This window comes from Amycolatopsis sp. NPDC004368, from assembly GCF_053602515.1.
Genome location: NZ_JBSGDT010000011.1, coordinates 111,026 through 128,185 on the forward strand (window position 1 = coordinate 111,026; position 17,160 = coordinate 128,185).

Here is a 17,160-nt window from a genome sequence, read left to right on the forward strand (position 1 = left end):
GGGCGCCGCGCACGAGCCCGGCCTTGCCACCCGGCACCAGCGTGCCCGCCGCCCGTGTCGCCGCCAGCGGATCACCACGCGTGATCACCGCGTGCAGGGTCGACGGCAGTCCGCTGCCGGTCGCTGCCACTGTCCATGCCTTGACCACACGATTCACTCCGTCAGTATGCCTCAGGGGTTGACATGCAGTCATCTGCCTGCCTAACTTAGGGTGTGCAATCGGAGCTGGACGGGATTTTTCTGGACAAGGTATTCAAGGCGCTGGCCGACCCGACCAGGCGTTACCTGCTCGACCAGCTGCACGAGGACAACGGGCAGACGCTGGGCGAGCTCTGCGCTCGCCTGGACATGACGCGCCAGACGGTGACACAGCACCTGTCCGTCCTCGAAGCAGCGAACCTGGTCAGCACGGTGCGCCGTGGCCGCGAGAAGCTGCATTACCTCAATCCGGTGCCGTTGCACGAGATGCAGGAACGCTGGGTGGACAAGTTCGAGCGCCCCCGGCTGCGCGCGCTGAGCGCCGTCAAACGCCGAGCAGAGGAAGCCATGACCGACAAGCCGAGTTATGTGTACGTCACCTACATCGAGAGCACGCCCGAAAAGGTGTGGGAGGCGCTCACCAGTGCCGAGCTCACCGGGCAGTTCTGGGGCCACCGCAACGAATCCGACTGGCAGGTCGGCTCACGCTGGGAGCACGTGCGGCTCGACGGCTCCGGCATCGCCGACGTCTACGGCGACGTGCTCGAGGCCGTGCCGCCGAAGCGGCTCGTCACCAGCTGGTACGACGTGGGCAACCCGGAGATCCCGCCGTCCCGCGCGACCTTCGACATCGAGCAGTACCAGGACATCGTGCGGCTCACCGTGACCCACGAGGACCTGCCGGACACGCAGGCGAAGCGCGACGTCGGCCGCGGCTGGCCCGCGGTGCTGGCGAACCTCAAGTCGCTGCTGGAAACCGGGCACGTCATGCCGCAGCAGCCGTGGACCATGCCCTGACTATTTGTCGACACCCTCGTACGTGCCCCGCGTGAAGCGCTTCGAGAAGACGAAGTAGACGATCGCCACCGGCAGCGTCATCAGCAACGCGGCGGCGAGCTTGAGCGGGAACTGGTTTCCTTGCCCGAGCTCGCCGGACACGAGTGAGGCGACGCCGGTGGTGAGCGTGTTCAGCGCCGGGTCCTGCCGAGACACGATGTAGTGCGGCAGCTCGTTCCAGGACCCCTGGAAGGCCAGGATCGTCATGGTGATGAGTGCCGGCTTCGACATCGGCAGCACCACGGACCAGAACGTGCGCAGCGGTCCGGCGCCGTCGATGCGCGCGGCCTCTTCGACGCTGATCGGCACGCTCTCGAAGAACTGCTTCATGATGAACACGCCCGACGCGTCGGCCAGCAGCGGGATGATCATCGCCGCGTAGGTGTCGTACATGCCGAACTGGTTGAGCACCAGGAACTTCGGGATGAGCAGCACCACGCTCGGCACGGCCAGCACCGCGATCACCGCGCCGAAGACCGCCGACCGGCCGCGGAAGCGCAGCCGGGCCAGCGCGTAGCCGGCCATCGAGTTGAACACGACCCGGCCGACGGTGATCGACACCGAGACGAAGATCGAGTTCAGCGCCCAGCGCGGGAAGTCCTGCTGCGCGAGCGTGCCGAACACGGCCACGGACCACTCGTGCGGCCACGGGGTGAGCGGGTGGGCCGTGGCGTCGGCGTCGGTCTTGAACGCCGTGGCCAGCTGGATCAGGAAGGGGTAGATGTAGGCGACGGCGACCAACAGCAGTACGCCGAGGCCCAGCCAGCGCAGGGATCCACGTCGCTTCACCGGCGCCTCCTCTTCCCGTCCTTTTCCCGCAGCAGCCACCGCTGCCCGAGCGTGAGCACCACGATCACCAGGAACAGCAGGAACGCGATCGCCGAGCCCTGGCCCCACTGCTTGCCGATGAACGACGTCGAGTAGGAGAGGTACGCGGGCGTGAGCGTGGTGTTGGCGGGGGCGCCGCGGCTGAGCACGTAGATCTGGTCGAAGACCTGCCAGGTGCCGATCAGGCCGAGGGTGAGCACGAGGAACAACGTCGGGCGCAGCTGCGGCAGGGTCACCCGCCAGAAGCGCTGCCACGCGTTGGCGCCGTCGATCAGCGCGGCTTCGTCGATGCCCGGCGGGAGGTTCTGCAGCGCCGCGTAGAACATCAGCATGAAGCCGCCGGTGGTCGTCCACACCACGAGCACGATGATCGAGCACATCGCCACGCTCGGGCCCGAGAGCCATTCCCACCAGGACAGTCCGAGGAACCCATGGGACGTCAGGGATTGTGGGTTCGGCGGTACCCCGAGTCCGTTGAGGATGATCTGGAACAGCCCGCGCGGGTCGGCGAACCAGCTGGGACCGTCGACTCCGAACAGTTTCAGCGCGGCGTTCACCGTGCCGGTGCTGGAGAAGAGGAACAGGAACACCACCGAGATCGCGACGGAACTGGTCACGGTGGGGAAGTAGAACGCGGTGCGGAAGAACTGCTTGCCCTTGAGCCGGCGCTGGTTGAGCACCATCGCGAGGAACAGGGCGAGCGCCGTCTGCAGCGGCACCACGAACAGCACGAAGTAGCCGTTGTTGCGGATGCTCGTGGCGAAGTTGCGTTGCGTGAGGCCGGGTTCGGTGAGCAGCGCGGTGTAGTTGTCGCCGCCGACGAAGTGGACGCGCGAGGAGAACGGGCTGCCGTTGCCGGTCCAGTCGCTCACGCTCACCCACAGCGCCATCAGGATGGGCAGCACGAAGAAGAGGCCGAGCACCACCAGCGTCGGCGCGAGGAACAGCCAGCCCACCCGGCCTTCGCGGCGGCTCGGGCCCGCGCCCCGCCGCGCCGGGGATGGAGGCGCGGCGGGGGTGCCGGCGCTGAGCAGGGTTGTCATGCCCGGCTCACTGACCGAGCGCGGCGGTGGTGTTGGTCTGCAGCTGCTGCAGGATGTGCTTCGGGTCCGCGCCGGGCAGCTGCTGGATCTGGGCGTCGAAGTCGGTGAGCACCGGGTCCATCTTCGTGAGCGTCACCGGTCCGTGGGCCGAGTCGGCGCCGGCGAGGAACGCGGCCTGCTGCGGGAACTGCTGCTGGTATTGCGCACGCGCCGACTGCCGCGAGGGCATCACGCCGAACGTCTTGGCGAACGCCAGTTCCTGCGCCGGCTGCATCAAGGAGTCCACGAGCTGCTTGGCCTGGTCCTGGAACTTGCTCTTGGCCGCGATGCCCCAGCACTGCGTGAACGACAGCGTGCCCGCGCCCGCCGGACCGGCCGGTAGCGGCACGACCTGGTACTTCACGTTCGGGTAGTCCTTGGTCATCCCGCCGACCATCCAGTTGCCGTCGATGCTCATCGCGGCCTTGCCCTGGCCGAAGGCCTCGCCCGAGTCGCCCGCGCCGATCTGCTTCGGGTACTTCGCGACGCCGGATGCGAGCAGGTCACGCACGTACGTCAGTGCCTGCAGGTTCTGGGGCGTGTCGGCTGTGGCCTTCTTCTGGTCGGCGTCGAGCGGCCAGCCGCCGGCCTGCACCAGGAACGCCCCGACGCGGTCGCGGGTGTCGTTGAACACGAGCCCGGTGTGCCCGCCGGTGGTGAGCTTCCGGGCGACGGCCTTGAGCTGGTCCCAGTTCTTCGGGAGGTCCTTGTCGGTCAGGCCCGCCGCGGTCCACTGGTCGGTGTTGATCGCCAGCGCCAGCGTGGAGAAGTCCTTGGGGACGCAGTAGAGCTTGCCGTCCTTGGTGAACGTGGTGCGCAGCGTCGGGTACAGATCGTCCTTGTAGGACACCGAATCGCCGTACGGGACCATTTCGTCGGCGTAACCCTGGAACTTCGTGGCGTCCACGGCGAACACGTCGGGCGGGCTGCCGGCGGCGAAGCCCTGGCTCAGCTGCTGCGGCAAGTCGTTGGCGCCGATCACCTGCACCTTCGAGCCGCCGGAGCCGGCCGCCCACTTCGCCGCGGCGTCCTGCACCGCGGTGAGCTCGGCGCCGCCGCTGGAGGCGATCATCAGCTTGAGCTGGGCGGGGCCGGACTGCTGGGTCGCGGGCGCCGTCGAGTCGTCGAAGCCGCTGCCGCACGCGGTGAGCGTGAGCAGCAGGCCGGCGGTGACGACGGCCGTGCGGGGGTGACGCATCGATCCTCCTTGATCGTGCCGGTGGGGAGTCAGGTCGTGCGCAGCACGAGCCGGGGGGCGAGCAGGGTCGAGGTGGGTTCAGGGCCGGCTGTGCCGCGCAGGGTCGCGCGAAGCCGGCGCACGCATTCGGCCGCGACTTCGGCGATCGGCTGGGCGATCGAACTGAGACCGAGCACGGCGGCGGTGGGGGTGTCGTCGAAGCCGATCACCGACGTGTCGGCGCCGGGTCGCAGGCCGCGTTCCCGCAGTTCGCCGACCACGCCGAGGGCGAGGGAGTCACTGGCGCACACGAACGCGGTGGGCGCGATCGGCTCGTCGAGCAGCCGGGCGGCGGCCGATCGCCCGCCCTCCACGCCGTCGAACACGGCGATCTGCGGCCGGTCGGCCAGGCCCGCCGCGGCGAGGCCCGCTTCCCAGCCGGCGCGCCGGTCGTCGCCGGTCTCCGAGCCGGCGGGCCAGCCGACGAACGCGATGCGGCGGTGGCCCTGGCGCACCAGGTGGTCGGTGGCCAGGCGCGTGCCGCGCGCGCCGTCGACGTCGACCCAGCCGTGCGCCTGCTCGGCACCCCACGGCCGGCCGAAGGTGACGAACGGCAGTTCGCGCTCCTTGAGCCAGCGGGTGCGCAGGTCGTCGTGGTGGGTGTGGGTGAGCACGAAACCGTCGACACCGACGGAGGCGATGAGATCGGCGTACGCGCGCGTCTCGGCTTCGTCGTCGGCGGCGGTGAAGAGCATGATCCGGTGGTCGTACTCCTCGGCCGTGGCCGTGAGCGAGTGCAGGAACTGGTCGAGGACCACGCCGCTCACGCCGTTGCCGACGGGCGCGATGCGCAGGCCGATGATCTGCGAGCGCGCGGTGCGCAGCTGGCGGGCCGCGGTGGACGGGCGGTACCCGAGGCGGTCGATGGCCTCCAGCACGCGTTCGCGGGTCTCCGGGCTCACGAGCTCGGGGGAGTTGATCACGTTCGACACGGTCTGGCGCGAGACGGCGGCGGCCTGCGCGACCGAGTTCAGCGTGGCTCGTTGAGCCATCACCGCCACCTCCTGCGTTTCCGTGGTTGTCCGGGTTTGCCCGTCGGTTTGAACGTTCAACCTGGCGGCTACTCTGAACGTTGGCCACTGACCTGTCAAGACTTCGAACGAACTTGACACGAAGCCGGTTTGATCGATCCAATCGAGGGACACCCGACCCCACCGGAGGACGTTCCATGCAGCCCCTGCTCCACGACCTCGCGATCGCCCTGCGTGCGCCCACCGTCGTCCTTTCCGGGCGCGACGGGCAGATCCGCGGCAACGGCACGCAGGGTCTGCTGCACGGTGACCTGCGGTTGGTGAGCGAGGCGGTGGTGACCGTCGACGGGCACGAGCCCGAGCCGATCGGGTTCGAGGAGCCGGCGGCCGACCGCGGCACGTTCACCGGGCTGCTGCGCCACCTCGGTGACCCCGGCCCGGACCCGACGGTGTGGCTGCGCCGCCACCGCCACGTCACCGCGAGCGGGGTGACGGAGGAGCTGGAGCTGGTGTCGTCGGCCGCCGAGGCGGTGGAGTGCGTGGTGGAGCTGGCGCTGGCGGCCGATTTCGCGTCGATCGAAGTGATCAAGTCGGGTGACACGGGCGTTTTGGTGCCGCCCGTGCGGGTCGACGGCGGGGTGCGCTGGACCCAGGGGCTGGTCGGGGCCGCGGTCGCCACCGACGGCGGGACCACTGTGGACGGTGCCCGCGTGCTGGTGAAGTGGCGGGTTCGGGTGGAGGACCGCGTTTCGCTGCATTGGACGCTGACCGCCACGGACCCGGAAGCGCCGTTCGTGCCGGGCTCGTCCGGGTCGCTGCCGCGGCCGGTGGTGGAGGCCGACGACCGCCGGTTCACCGCGCTGCTGAACCGCTCGCTCGACGACCTCGACGCGCTGCTGCTGGCCGAACGCGAGCACCCGGGCGACGTGTTCGCCGGCGCGGGCGCGCCGTGGTTCTTCACCCTCTTCGGCCGCGACAGCCTGTGGGCGGCGCGCCTGGCGTTGCCGCTGTCGCTTTCGTTGGCGGGCGGCACTCTGCGCACGCTCGCGCGCGCCCAGGGCGAACGCCACGACCCCGCGACCGGCGAGGCCCCCGGCAAGATCCTGCACGAGCGTCGCCGCACCGGCTTCGAGGTGCACGGCATGTCGCTGCCCGCGCGCTACTACGGCACGGTCGACGCGACGGCGTTGTGGGTCGGCCTGCTCCACGACGCTTGGCGCTGGGGCCTGCCCGAGGCCGAGGTGCGCGCGCTGCTGCCCAACCTGCGCGCCGCGTTGCACTGGATCACCGGCCTGTCCGACACCGACGGCGACGGCTTCGCGGAATACCTCGACGAAAGCGGCCGCGGCCTGGCCAACCAGGGCTGGAAGGACTCGGGCGACGCCGTGCGCTTCGCCGACGGCACGATCGCCAAACCGCCCGTCGCGCTCACCGAGGTGCAGGGGTACCAATACGAGGCCGCCGTGCGGGCCGCCGAACTGCTGACCGCTCTCGGGGAACCGGCGGACGGTCTGCTCACCTGGGCCGCGGCTTTGCGTTCACGGTTCCGCTCCTCCTTCTGGGTGTCCACTTCGGACGGCCACTTCCCGGCCCTGGCCCTGGACGGGGCCAAACAGCCGGTGGATTCGTTGACGAGCAACATCGGGCACCTGCTGGGCACCGGCATCCTGGACGCGGCGGAGAGTTCTTCGGTCGGCTCGCTCCTGCTCGGCCCTTCCCTGGCGGCGGGCTTCGGCCTCCGCACGATGTCCTCGGGTTCCGGCGGCTACTCGCCTCTCAGCTACCACTGCGGCTCCGTCTGGCCCCACGACACGGCGGTTGTTGTCCGCGGCCTGCACCTTTCGGGGCAGTCCGCGCTCGCCGCGTCGTTGGGTGGGCAGCTCGTCTCGGCCGCTTCCGCTTTCGGGTATCGGCTGCCGGAGCTCTTTTCGGGCTACGGCTCGGACGAGGTGTCCTCGCCTTTGCCCTACCCCGCCTCCTGCCGCCCGCAGGCATGGGCGGCCGCGTCCGCGGTGACGCTGCTGGTCACGTTCCTGGGTCTGCACGTCGACGTGCCCGCGGGCGTGGTGACGCTGGCCCCGCCCAGCCCCAGCCCGGTGGGCGCCCTGCGCGTGACGGGCCTGCCGCTGGCTGGGGGCACGTTGTCGGTCACGGTGGCCGCTGATGGGACGGTGACGGACGTGCAGCTTCCCCCCGGCCTGCGGCTCGGTGTCACCGGTTGAGCACCATCCGCTCCACGACAGTCCACGTCGTGGTCGTCAGCAGGTACAGCGAAGCGGCCAGGGGAACAAAAGCGGTGACCGCCACTGTTCCATAAGGCAGGAGACGCAGGAACCGGCCGCCGGGGGCCGTGAGGTCGCGCCGGCGGTCTTGCCAGCGGATCGAGAAGAACGCCACCACGGCGAGCAGGCCGGCCACCACGAGCACCACCGGGGCGGCCGCCAGGCCGTGGGCGCCGAGGGCCACGCCGAAGAGGGTGCTGCCGAGCAGGGCGTTCGGGGTGCCGGCGATCACGGCCGTGCTGAAGAGGTGGTACATCACCCAGAAGAAGGGCAGCTGGGCGAGCATCGGCAGGCAGCCGACGAACATCGAGGTCCCCGACTCCTGCTGCAGCTTCGCCATTTCCGAGGCCAGCTTTTCGCGGTTCTTGCCGTGTTTCTCTTGCAGTTTGCGGATTTCCGGAGCCAGCGCGGCGCGAGCCCGCTGGCCACGGGCGGCGGCTCGCGCGAACGGCACGAGCAGCAGCCGCACGGCCGCGGTGAACACCACGATCGCGACGGCGGCCGCGAGCGAGCCGGTGAGCGGTGCGGTCGCCGAGGCGAGCCAGTGGACGAGGTGGTACGCGCCGGCGACGGGCACGTCGAAGATTTCGGGCATGACGGAACTCCAGAGGGGAAAGTCGGATCAGGGCAGGCGGGACCGGCTGCGGACCGAGAAAGGTCGAGAAAACCCGCGTAGGGCAAGGAAGTGTCCGGATCGGACAGTCGACCAGGTGAAGTGTTATGCAGCCGGGGAGTGCCCGGGTGCCCGAGGCCGGCTTCGGCCGGGTGCGCCGGGATCGCGCAGCCGCAGGAAGGCGGCGCGGCGGGACCGCTGGTTGAGAGCCGTGCGGCGGGCGCGAACGGGAACCGCCCACGCGGCCAGGTCACCGCGGTTGGCGTAACCGACGGCCAGTACCACGATCAGGCTCGCGGCCACCACCGAAGCGAACGCGAGGATCGCGGCCGGGCCACCCTGGTCGAAGACGTGCGCGGCGGGGAACACGAGCTGCAGCAGTGCGTGCACGCGAACGATCCCCCTTCTGTGTCGCCGTGATCTACCGACCCGATCAAAGCAGGCCGACCCCTCGCGGCACGTAACCGTTGCTGCGAAGTCCGGCCGTGACTGTGGTCGGATCGGTAACGACCGGCACAGTATAGCCGGTTGTGGTCCCCAGTGCCCCTGCGCTATGCTGACCGCGTTCCTCACGGATGTCGGCCTCGCCGCCCGGGGGAGCGTCCCACTTTCACGAACGGTGCCTGATCGTAGTTCCACGGAACTCGAGGCCCCGCCTTCGTTCGTTTCCGCGATCCATCGCATCCTCATCAAGGAGCAATAACCATGTCCTACCAAGGAATTCTCGATATCCACGGCAAGACCGCCACCCTCGGCTACGCGCCGGGCGGTCCGTCCGTCCCCTTCGGACTGATCCGCAAGCACAACCTGCGCCGCGGCGACGAAATCGTCCTCGACGGCGAGCAGGTCGTGTCCGTCAACGGTGCCCCGCCGGCGCACAACCGCCCCGAGTTCGAGCGGCTCACCCCGCTGCACCCCGACGAGCGGCTCGTCCTCGAAACCACCGGCCACCAGCTCACCACGCGGGTGCTCGACCTCGTGGCGCCCATCGGCAAGGGGCAGCGCGCGCTGATCGTGGCGCCGCCGCGCACCGGGAAAACGTCGGTGCTGCAGGCGATCGCGCACGGCGTTGCCGTGAACCACCCCGAGGTGCACCTCATGGTGCTGCTCGCCGACGAGCGCCCCGAGGAGGTCACCGACATCCAGCGCTCGGTGCGCGGCGAGGTCGTGTCCTCGACGTTCGACCGCAAGCCCGCCGAGCACGTCGCGGTGGCCGAGCTGGCCGTCGAACGCGCCAAGCGGCTCGTCGAAACCGGCTGCGACGTCGTGCTGCTGCTCGATTCCCTCACCCGCCTCGGCCGCGCCTACAACCTCGCCGCCCGCTCGTCCGGCCGCGTGCTCTCGGGTGGCGTCGACGCCTCCGCACTGCACCCGATGAAGAAGATCCTGGGCGCCGCCCGCAACATCGAAGGCGGCGGCTCGCTCACGATCATCGCCACGGCACTGGTCGGCACCGGCTCGCTGGCCGACACCGTGTTCTTCGAGGAACTCAAGAGCACCGGCAACTCCGAGCTGCGCCTCGACCGCGTGCTCGCCGACCACCGCGTGTTCCCGGCCGTGGAACTCTTCGGCTCCGGCACCCGCCGCGACGAGCTGCTCGTGCCGCCCGCCGAACTCCAGGTCATGAACGAGGTCCGCCGCGCCCTCTCGGCACAGGACCCCAAGCGGGCCACCGAACAGTTCCTCGAGCAGGTCCGCACCACCAGGTCCAACGCCGAGTTCATCACCCGCGTCGCCGCTTCACTCGGCGCGCCCAGCACCCTCGCCGCGTGAGCGCGGGAGGTAATCTCGACCACATGGCGAGGTGACGCCGGGGTGGGCGGCGTGGCCACCGCCGGTGGTTTCGGTTACCTGGAAGTACGGGCTCACCATCGACCACGTCGTGCGGTGAGGTTGGCGAACGCCACAGTGTCCACTTCGTACGCTTCGAGCTCGAACGTCGTGACCACACCGAGGTTCCCGCCGGCGCCGCGGATGGCCCAGAACAGATCCGGGTGGTGCTCGGCGTCCACGCGCAGCACCCGCCCGTCGGCGACCACCAGCTCGGCCGCCTCTAGTCGCTCCTGGGTTCGTACGTGACGGCCACGGCGCCGGAGCCGAACTCCCGGCGCTTCACCAGGCGCAGGTCCAACGGCGTGGACAGGCCTTCGAGCAGCCTCGGGCCGTGGCCGGCGATCCTGGGGTGGACGAGGAACTCGTACTCGTCGATCAGGCCGGCCCGGGCGAGGGCCAGCGGCAGCGTCACACCGCCGACGTAGAGGCCTTCGCCCGGCTCGTCCTTCAAGCGTCGGACAGCCGCTTCGAGGTCGCCGGTGATCAGCTCCGCGTTCCACTCGACCGCGGGCAGGGTGGCGGAAACGACGTACTTCTTCGCGCCGTCGATCACTTCCTGGAAGGGCTCCATCCACGCCGGCATGGCCCCGGCCGGAGCTGGAGCGCGCCAGGCGGCTTCCATCATCTGGTAAGTCGTGCGGCCGAAGAGCAGCGCGTCGGCGCGGAGCAGCATTTCCGTGGCGTGGCGGTGTATTTCCTCGGTGGGCTCGACGGCGCGGTGGTCGACGCAGCCGTCGAGGGTGACGTTGATCGAGTACCTCAAGGGTCGCATGGGGTCAAGCGTAGAGGCGCCCGCGAAAGCCGCAAAGGGGACAAGTCTGGCAGGATCAGCCGTGCTCGGCGGTGTTCACTACGATTCCCGTTGTCACTCACGAAAAACGGGAGGAAGCCGCGTGGCGAGGTGGGCCGATCTGGTCGCGTTCATGAGGCAGGAGTACCGGGTGATCCGCGAGGAGCCGGACGAGGTGCGGATTCGCATGGCGTTCGGCGACGACGCGGAGACCACGGGACGCGCGCAGGTGGTGGTGATCGCGCACGAGATCTTCGACAAGAAGGAAGACTGGGTGCAGATCGCGACGCCGTTCGCGCGGGTGGATGAGGTGGATCTGCTGGACGTGCTCACCGAGGTGGGGCACACGTTGGTGGTCGGCGGGATCGTGGTGATGGGGGAGCACCTGGTGCTGCGGCATTCGCTGCCCCTGGTGAACCTCGACATCAACGAGTTCACCGACCCCTTGGAGCTGGTGGCGGGGTCCGCGGAGCTGCTGGAGCAGCAGTTCACCGGACGCGACGACTACTGACCTGTCGGCGAAAACGGGCCTCTCCGCAGTGCGGGAAGGCCCGTTCTTCGCGAGCGGATCAGAACGTGGGGGCGTCCGAGCGCGACTTGGTCGGGGTCGGCGCCACGGCGGCGCAGTGGGTGCCGTGCGCCGGGAGGGTGCCGTCGAGGAGGAACTTGTCCGTTGTGGACACGACGCAGTCGCTGTTCTTGAAGTAGGCGCCGTGGCCCCAGCCGTCGTAGGTCAGCAGCGGGGCGCCGGTCTGGCGGGAGAGGTGCTGGGCCCAGGAGTACGGGGTGGCGGGGTCGTAGCGGCTGTTGAGCAGCAGCACCGGGAGGTTGCCCAGGAAACCGGGCGTGCGCTGGGGATCGCGAACCTTCGTGGGCCAGCCGAGGCAGCCGGTGGCCGACGTCCAGGCCAGGGGCGAGAACCGCACGTCGGGCGCGATGGCCGACAGCGACCGGCGGAAGGTCTCGAGCTCGCCGTAGCCGCTGATCGGCAGGCGCCAGTCGGAGCAGAAGATGCTGCTGAACGAGGTGGGCACGGTGATGTCGCCGTACGCGGATTCGGCGGGTTTGCCGTCGCGGAGGTTGACCATGCTGGTGGCGAGGCCTTGCCAATCGGGGCCGTAGAAGGCGTGGGTGATCATGCCCAGGAGGGCGACCGGGTCGAGCGGGTCGTCGGGCGTACCGAGCCGGCCTTGTTCGGCGCGGGTGTAGAGCTGGGCCATCACCGAGTGCACGTCCTGGCCGTGCAGCGCACACGATGCGGTGGTGGCGCACCAGTGGCTGAACTGGCCGAACATCTCTTGTGTGGCGCGGGTTTCCGAGCTCAGGAACTCCCAGGTGCTGCGGATGGAGTGGTCCATGGTGCCGTCGAGCACGAGCGCGCGGAGGCGGTCCGGGAAGGCCTCGGCGTACTCCTGGCCCATGAGGGTGCCATACGAAGTGCCGTAGTACGTGAGCTTGGGGTCGCCGAGGGCGGCGCGGATCGCGTCGATGTCGCGCGCGACGCTGGTCGTGTCGACGTGTTCGGCCAGCGGGCCGGTGGTTTTCGCGCAGCTGGTGCCCAGAGCCCGGTTGCGCGCGGCGAGCTCGCGGAACTCGGCGACGCTCTTCGGCAGCTGCGGGTTGGGCGCGGTGACCTCCGTGAGACCGCAGCGCACGGGGTTGCTCTGGCCGACGCCACGCGGGTCGAAACCGACGGTGTCGAAGCGGGCGGTGATGGCGGGCGAGAGCGTCCAGCCGTCCTGGACCTCGCTCGCGCCTTCGCCGCCGGGGCCGCCGGGGTCCATGAGGACGGAGCCGATGCGGTGGGCGGGATCGGTGGCCTTGCGGCGCGCGAGGGCGAGCTGGATCTTGGCGCCGCCGGGGTTCGCCCAGTCGACGGGAACCGTGACGGTGCCGCAGTCGACGCCGGCGGCCGTCGGGCACGGCTTCCAGTCGACGGTCCCGCCCGCGGCGCCGGCCGGTGCGGCGAGCAGGGCCGCGAAAGTGGTGACGGCCGTGGCGACCACGGCGAGCTTGCGGGCCATGCGGCGCGCCTTTCGGTGGGTGAAGTCAACCGGTTGACCTTGGATCTTGCCAGAAGATCACCACGGCGTCCGGACGAGGTCTGAAGTGCACTTCCTGTGACAGAACCTGATTCGGTTCCGGCTCTCGTACGTCCGGGTTAATCCGGGAGGGGAGACCAGTCAAAACCGAACGAGATTCTTGACATTGCTTACTAAGCGGGCGTTCACTGGCCGCGCCGGAAAGAGACTGTCACCCCCGTGAAGGGACGTACATGTCCGGAAACCGCATTCAACGAAGACTGCGTACCACCATCCTCCTGGCACCGCTCACCCTCCTGCTCGCCGCGACGCCGGCGCTCGCCGCGCCCTCGGCCAAACCCCCGACGTCGGCTCCCGGCAACGGGCCCGCGACGATCACCGGTCCCATTCCGTCGCAGGGCAAGCCTGGCGATCCGAAGCACGACTACGTGTTCTACTCGACGCCCTACGACCTCAAGAAGGCCGGCTACGAGGAAGAGGAGTTCTTCATCTCGGGCACCGCCACGCGGTACAACCCGAACCCGACGGTCGACGAGCAGAAACAAGCCGCGACGCCGATCGGCACCACGCCCTACACCACGCGGATCGTGGTGCGGCGCCCGGTGAAACCCACGAAATCGGCCGGGGTGGCGGTGGTCGACTGGCAGAACGTGACCGCCGGGCACGACATCGACACCGAATGGGGCACCAGCGCCGACTACTTCGTCCGCAACGGCTGGACGTGGGTGGGCGCTTCGGTGCAGCGCGTCGGCGTCAGCGGCGCCACCTCGGGCGGCACCGCCGGGCTCGGCCTCACGCAGTGGAGCCCGCAGCGCTACGGCTCCCTCGACGTGACCGACGGCGGTGCCGTTCTGGACGACTCGCAGTCGTTCGACATCTACACGCAGATCGCGCAACTGCTCAAGGGCCGCGGCAAGAAGAACCCCTTGGCGGACCTCGGCATCGACCGCGTGTACGCCGGCGGCGCCTCGCAGTCGGGCCGCTACCTCGGCGTGTACTACAACACGGTGCAACCCCTGCGCCACGTGTACGACGGCTTCCTCTTCGCGCTGTCCGACAGTTCCCTGCCCGCGCGTCCCGGCGTCGGCACGAAGGCCTTGCGCGTCTTCACCGAAAACGACGTCTACCGCGGCGCGGGGGTGCCGTCGAAGCGCGTCCCCGACACCGACTACCTGCGCACCTGGGAGATCGCCGGCGGTTCGCACGTACCCGCCTATTCAACTGGCACTGACCCTCGCGACTTCCGCACGACGCTCGGGGCCATCCAGTCGCGGGAGTTCGGGGAGCAGGCGCCGTTCGCGTGCACCAATCCCGGCCCGAGCCAGGTGGAGTCGTGGGCGGTGTTCCATGCTGCTTATGACGCTCTGGACAAGTGGGTCAGCCGGGGTGTGGCGCCGCGGCGTGCGGAACCCCTGGCTCTGATCGATGCTGGGCCGCCGGCGAACATCGCCCGGGATTCGCTGGGGCTTGCGCAGGGTGGGGTTCGGCTGCCGGATGTGGAGGTTCCGACCGGGCTGAACGACGGGATCAATTCGCCGGCCAATCTTGATAATCCGTTGTCGTCGTTCTGTGTGTTGTACGGGACGCATCGGGATTTTGATGCTGGGGTGTTGAAGTCGTTGTATTATGGCAATGGTGATTATCGGCAGCAGGTTGCGGATGTTGTGCAGCGGTTGGAGACGCAGAGGTTCTTGTTGCCGGAAGATGGTCGGGTGTTGGTGGAGCAGGCTCGGCAGCGGAAGGTGTTCTGAGGGGTGGGTGAATCCAAGCGGTCCTCGGAGGGCGAGTTGCGTTGGTGATGCACCCCGAAGCTGGATTGTGTTGACGGCCGCTGAGCCGTTGTCAAGGCGGGAAAGCGTGCCTTGACAACGGCTCGGCGGCCGCAAGGAGGCTTCGGATCGGGGTGCCGGGGAGGGCCTGGGTTCATGCGGGCCTGCGTTGGTTCGGCCCGTTGCGTTGGCGAGGTGGCTGTCACTTGCCTTGGGAAGGGGTGGTTGCTCGCCACTTCGTGTTGAGGTCCGTTGCGTTGGTGGAGTGGTAGTCCTCGTCTTCGGAGGGGGTAGGCGCTCGCCGGCTGGTCACTCGTCGGCTGGTGTGTAGACACCGGTGATCGAAAGTGTCAGACGGCATGCGACTGACCCGCATCGGGATCCGGTCGTTCCACCACTGACGAAAGACGGCTCCTCGCGACCAACCGCGAGGAGCCGTCTTCGTGCCCTGCTTACGCGCGACTGCCGTAGTTCCGCCACACCCCGGCGGGCTTGCGCTCGCCGACGCCGTCACGGCGGTAGTCGCACACGCCCGTCGGGAAGGCCTTCTTCAGAGTGGCCTTCTCGGAGGCGGTGAAGCGAACCGGATACGAGCCGAAGTCCAGTGGTCGCGTCTGGCACTTCAGCACGTCCATGGCCAGGCTCTCACCCGCGGCCATCCGGGTGTTCTCGGCCACCGGGTACAGCGCGCCGCACTGACCGGACGACGGGTCGGTCAGCTTTTCCTGCACGCGCTGAGTCGCCGAGACGTAACACCCGTCCGAAAGGTCGCGCGGCCGGTTGGCGATCACGCGAGCAGCAGCACTGCGGCCCGAGTGGTCGGCAGAAATCGCCGTCAGCCAGCGGTCCATCGCGTCCAGCTCGTAAGCACTCGCCGCCGCCTGTTCGGCAGCGGTCGGGTGGTTGGCGATGATCACCTGGTTCGCCGCGGTCCCATTCGCCGCCAGCAGCCGTTGCCGCAGGACGAAGGACCACTCGGAGGTGTGGATGTCGTTACCGGCGCCGGCCAGGTCGAGGTCCGTTCGCTGGTCGATGATCGGCGTCGACGCCAGGCCCTGCGAAGCCGTGTTGAAGATGTCATCACGGTACAAGGTGTCGAGAGCCTTGGGGTCGGCGGAAGAACGCGCAGAAACCGGCTTGCCCGTGTAGTCCAGACCGCCGATGGAGGCGTTCAGAGACACGAACTGGGCCGCGGAGATCGCGCCCGACCGAAGCGCGTCAAGCCCGTACTGCACCCCGACGTTGTCCAGCGTGTTCCGCACGAACCCGGTCTGCGGGTCCCGGCCCAGCTGGTTCGCGAACTGCTCGTTCGAGTTGCAGATGACGCCGTGCGGGTTCGTCACCGGGTCCCACCGCACGGCCACCGGAATGGCCGAGTTGCACGAGTCCGTCGCGGTCGCGCGGCTCGCGAAGGTGGCGTCCCACGACAGGCACGTCGAGTAGGAGTTCCAGCCGGCCACGGCGAGCTTCTGGGCGTCCGTAAAACCGGCGGTGGCAGCGAAGTACCGGTTCAGCAACCGGCAGTCCGCCACCGGCCCCGCAGTCGTGATCGGGTCCGGAAAGGACACGCCGGGGATGATGCCGTCGACGATGCCGGGGTAGTTCTCGGCGATGTCGTACTGCTGGATGGCCCCGCCGGAACCGCCCCAGCCGATGGTGTGCTGCACCGGGCCGTAGGTCTCGATGAAGTGTTCCTTCACCATCATCGCGGCCTCGGCCGAGATGATCGGGCTGCAGTTGTTGTCGAGCACGTTCAGGCTCGACGACGCGACTGCGTACCCCTGCGAGAGGAAAAGGTCGTTGGCCACACCCCCGGTCCCGGCGCCCTGGTGATAGCCGGAGTTGCAGCCGCCGCCGAAGGTGTACACCAGCTTGCCGTTCCAGCCCCGGTTGGCACCGTAAGGCGACGGTGCGGCGGGGCCGGAGGCCAGCGCGGCGATCTCGTACACCGCGCGGTCGATGGTGCCGCGTTCGACCCGCACGATGTACGGCACGCCGCCGGCCGCGAGAGCGAGGTCGGCCGGGCGAGAAGCCGGGTCGGCCAGCGCGACGAACTTGCCCGCGGTGTTCTTGTACTGATAGGTAACCTGTGTCGGCGCGCTGCACAGCGGCATGGTCGCCGGAGGCAGGCCGAACGCCGTGGTCTCGCAGTAGAAGGGCTTCTGCTGCGGCCCGGAGAACACCGGTCCGGTGATCGAGTGGTTCACCACGCGCAGCCGAGCGTGATCGTGCCCGGCGGTCGCTACCAGGTCGGTCGAGCCGTCACGAAGTCCGGTCACGAGCCCGAGCAGGCTGCCGTCCTGCGAGGCGTGGAACGACCGCGTGACATCGTGCCCGCCGGCTGACACGCGGACACTCGCGCGAGCGTCCGGCGGGGTGACTCTGACCAGGACCTGACCACCGCTGACCAGATCGGGACGCGGGTTGGAGACGGTCGTGATGGCCAGCCGGGCATGCCCGCCCGGCTGCGCGACGGCCGAGGTCGCCGCTGTGGTGAGGAGGATCGGCATGGCCAGAGCGGCCACCACCGCGGTCGAGCGCCAAGTACGGTTTTTCACCTTCGCACCTCGTTGCTCACGGCGCCGCTCGGTGCGGCGCCACGCAAGTGCCGGGTATAGCACGCATTAGTTAGCCAGAACAATATTCGGCCACCCCAGTTGATCAAGACAACCAGGATC

General features: G+C 69.0%; 15 protein-coding genes. 5 read left to right on the plus strand and 10 right to left on the minus strand.

Going from position 1 to position 17,160, the window contains the following annotated elements; translation table 11 throughout:
* Nucleotides 1–213: 213 nt before the first annotated feature.
* Entirely contained in the window at nt 214–996 is a 783-nt protein-coding gene (locus ACWEOE_RS18155; RefSeq protein WP_452010242.1) for an ArsR/SmtB family transcription factor, read from the plus strand.
* On the opposite strand, the gene ACWEOE_RS18160 is transcribed toward ACWEOE_RS18155, so the two are convergent.
* The 4 genes from ACWEOE_RS18160 to ACWEOE_RS18175 are packed head-to-tail and all read right to left on the minus strand — an operon-like array spanning nt 997 to nt 5,174.
* The gene (locus tag ACWEOE_RS18160) at nt 997–1,824 is read right to left on the minus strand and encodes a carbohydrate ABC transporter permease (protein ID WP_452010245.1); all 828 of its coding nucleotides are present in this window, start codon (nt 1,822–1,824) and stop codon (nt 997–999) included.
* The gene (locus tag ACWEOE_RS18165; RefSeq protein WP_452010247.1) at nt 1,821–2,906 is read right to left on the minus strand and encodes a carbohydrate ABC transporter permease; all 1,086 of its coding nucleotides are present in this window, start codon (nt 2,904–2,906) and stop codon (nt 1,821–1,823) included. Before ACWEOE_RS18165 ends, ACWEOE_RS18160 begins: the two co-directional genes overlap by 4 nt.
* 7 nt (nt 2,907–2,913) lie before the next feature.
* Entirely contained in the window at nt 2,914–4,143 is a 1,230-nt protein-coding gene (locus ACWEOE_RS18170) for a sugar ABC transporter substrate-binding protein (protein ID WP_452010250.1), read from the minus strand.
* Between the two features lie 29 nt (nt 4,144–4,172).
* Nucleotides 4,173–5,174: a LacI family DNA-binding transcriptional regulator gene (locus tag ACWEOE_RS18175; protein ID WP_452010252.1), complete on the minus strand. Its 1,002-nt coding sequence runs from the start codon at nt 5,172–5,174 to the stop codon at nt 4,173–4,175.
* A 176-nt stretch (nt 5,175–5,350) separates the two neighbouring features.
* Between ACWEOE_RS18175 and ACWEOE_RS18180 the strand changes: the two genes are divergently transcribed.
* Nucleotides 5,351–7,375, plus strand: coding sequence for a glycogen debranching N-terminal domain-containing protein (locus ACWEOE_RS18180; protein WP_452010255.1), 2,025 nt, complete (start codon nt 5,351–5,353; stop codon nt 7,373–7,375).
* Here ACWEOE_RS18180 and yidC read toward each other — a convergent pair.
* Both yidC and ACWEOE_RS18190 read right to left on the minus strand, forming a co-directional pair.
* Nucleotides 7,365–8,030 carry a membrane protein insertase YidC gene (gene yidC, locus ACWEOE_RS18185; protein WP_452010257.1) on the minus strand — a complete coding sequence of 222 codons (666 nt, stop codon included), beginning with the start codon at nt 8,028–8,030 and terminating at the stop codon, nt 7,365–7,367. The two genes, ACWEOE_RS18180 and yidC, sit on opposite strands and share 11 nt — an antisense overlap.
* 123 nt (nt 8,031–8,153) lie before the next feature.
* The gene (locus tag ACWEOE_RS18190; protein ID WP_452010260.1) at nt 8,154–8,438 is read right to left on the minus strand and encodes a DUF6412 domain-containing protein; all 285 of its coding nucleotides are present in this window, start codon (nt 8,436–8,438) and stop codon (nt 8,154–8,156) included.
* A 315-nt stretch (nt 8,439–8,753) separates the two neighbouring features.
* Here ACWEOE_RS18190 and rho point away from each other — a divergent pair, with 315 nt between their 5' ends.
* Nucleotides 8,754–9,821, plus strand: coding sequence for a transcription termination factor Rho (gene rho / locus ACWEOE_RS18195; protein ID WP_452010263.1), 1,068 nt, complete (start codon nt 8,754–8,756; stop codon nt 9,819–9,821).
* 92 nt (nt 9,822–9,913) lie between these two features.
* Here the strand turns inward: rho and ACWEOE_RS18200 are convergent, their stop codons facing one another.
* Both ACWEOE_RS18200 and ACWEOE_RS18205 read right to left on the minus strand, forming a co-directional pair.
* Nucleotides 9,914–10,087: a hypothetical protein gene (locus ACWEOE_RS18200; protein ID WP_452010265.1), complete on the minus strand. Its 174-nt coding sequence runs from the start codon at nt 10,085–10,087 to the stop codon at nt 9,914–9,916.
* 14 nt (nt 10,088–10,101) lie between these two features.
* Nucleotides 10,102–10,653 (minus strand): dihydrofolate reductase family protein, encoded by a 552-nt coding sequence (locus ACWEOE_RS18205; protein ID WP_452010268.1) that lies wholly within the window; start codon nt 10,651–10,653, stop codon nt 10,102–10,104.
* A 121-nt stretch (nt 10,654–10,774) separates the two neighbouring features.
* Between ACWEOE_RS18205 and ACWEOE_RS18210 the strand changes: the two genes are divergently transcribed.
* Nucleotides 10,775–11,182, plus strand: coding sequence for a hypothetical protein (locus ACWEOE_RS18210; protein WP_452010271.1), 408 nt, complete (start codon nt 10,775–10,777; stop codon nt 11,180–11,182).
* A gap of 58 nt (nt 11,183–11,240) precedes the next feature.
* Here ACWEOE_RS18210 and ACWEOE_RS18215 read toward each other — a convergent pair whose 3' ends face one another.
* The gene (locus ACWEOE_RS18215) at nt 11,241–12,695 is read right to left on the minus strand and encodes an alpha/beta hydrolase (RefSeq protein ID WP_452010274.1); all 1,455 of its coding nucleotides are present in this window, start codon (nt 12,693–12,695) and stop codon (nt 11,241–11,243) included.
* Between the two features lie 251 nt (nt 12,696–12,946).
* Between ACWEOE_RS18215 and ACWEOE_RS18220 the strand changes: the two genes are divergently transcribed.
* Entirely contained in the window at nt 12,947–14,464 is a 1,518-nt protein-coding gene (locus tag ACWEOE_RS18220) for an alpha/beta hydrolase domain-containing protein (protein ID WP_452010276.1), read from the plus strand.
* 470 nt (nt 14,465–14,934) lie between these two features.
* Here the strand turns inward: ACWEOE_RS18220 and ACWEOE_RS18225 are convergent, their stop codons facing one another.
* A complete protein-coding gene (locus ACWEOE_RS18225) occupies nt 14,935–17,040 on the minus strand; it encodes a DUF6351 family protein (RefSeq protein WP_452010278.1) in 2,106 nt (701 codons plus the stop codon).
* Nucleotides 17,041–17,160 lie beyond the last annotated feature (120 nt).

Coding starts and splice junctions, on each gene's coding strand:
- ACWEOE_RS18165 (WP_452010247.1), bottom strand. CDS start 2,906: ATGACAACCCTGCTCAGCGCCGGCACCCCCGCCGCGCCTCCATCCCCG.
- ACWEOE_RS18170 (WP_452010250.1), bottom strand. CDS start 4,143: ATGCGTCACCCCCGCACGGCCGTCGTCACCGCCGGCCTGCTGCTCACG.
- ACWEOE_RS18175 (WP_452010252.1), bottom strand. CDS start 5,174: ATGGCTCAACGAGCCACGCTGAACTCGGTCGCGCAGGCCGCCGCCGTC.
- ACWEOE_RS18180 (WP_452010255.1), top strand. CDS start 5,351: ATGCAGCCCCTGCTCCACGACCTCGCGATCGCCCTGCGTGCGCCCACC.
- yidC (WP_452010257.1), bottom strand. CDS start 8,030: ATGCCCGAAATCTTCGACGTGCCCGTCGCCGGCGCGTACCACCTCGTC.
- rho (WP_452010263.1), top strand. CDS start 8,754: ATGTCCTACCAAGGAATTCTCGATATCCACGGCAAGACCGCCACCCTC.
- ACWEOE_RS18205 (WP_452010268.1), bottom strand. CDS start 10,653: ATGCGACCCTTGAGGTACTCGATCAACGTCACCCTCGACGGCTGCGTC.
- ACWEOE_RS18215 (WP_452010274.1), bottom strand. CDS start 12,695: ATGGCCCGCAAGCTCGCCGTGGTCGCCACGGCCGTCACCACTTTCGCG.
- ACWEOE_RS18220 (WP_452010276.1), top strand. CDS start 12,947: ATGTCCGGAAACCGCATTCAACGAAGACTGCGTACCACCATCCTCCTG.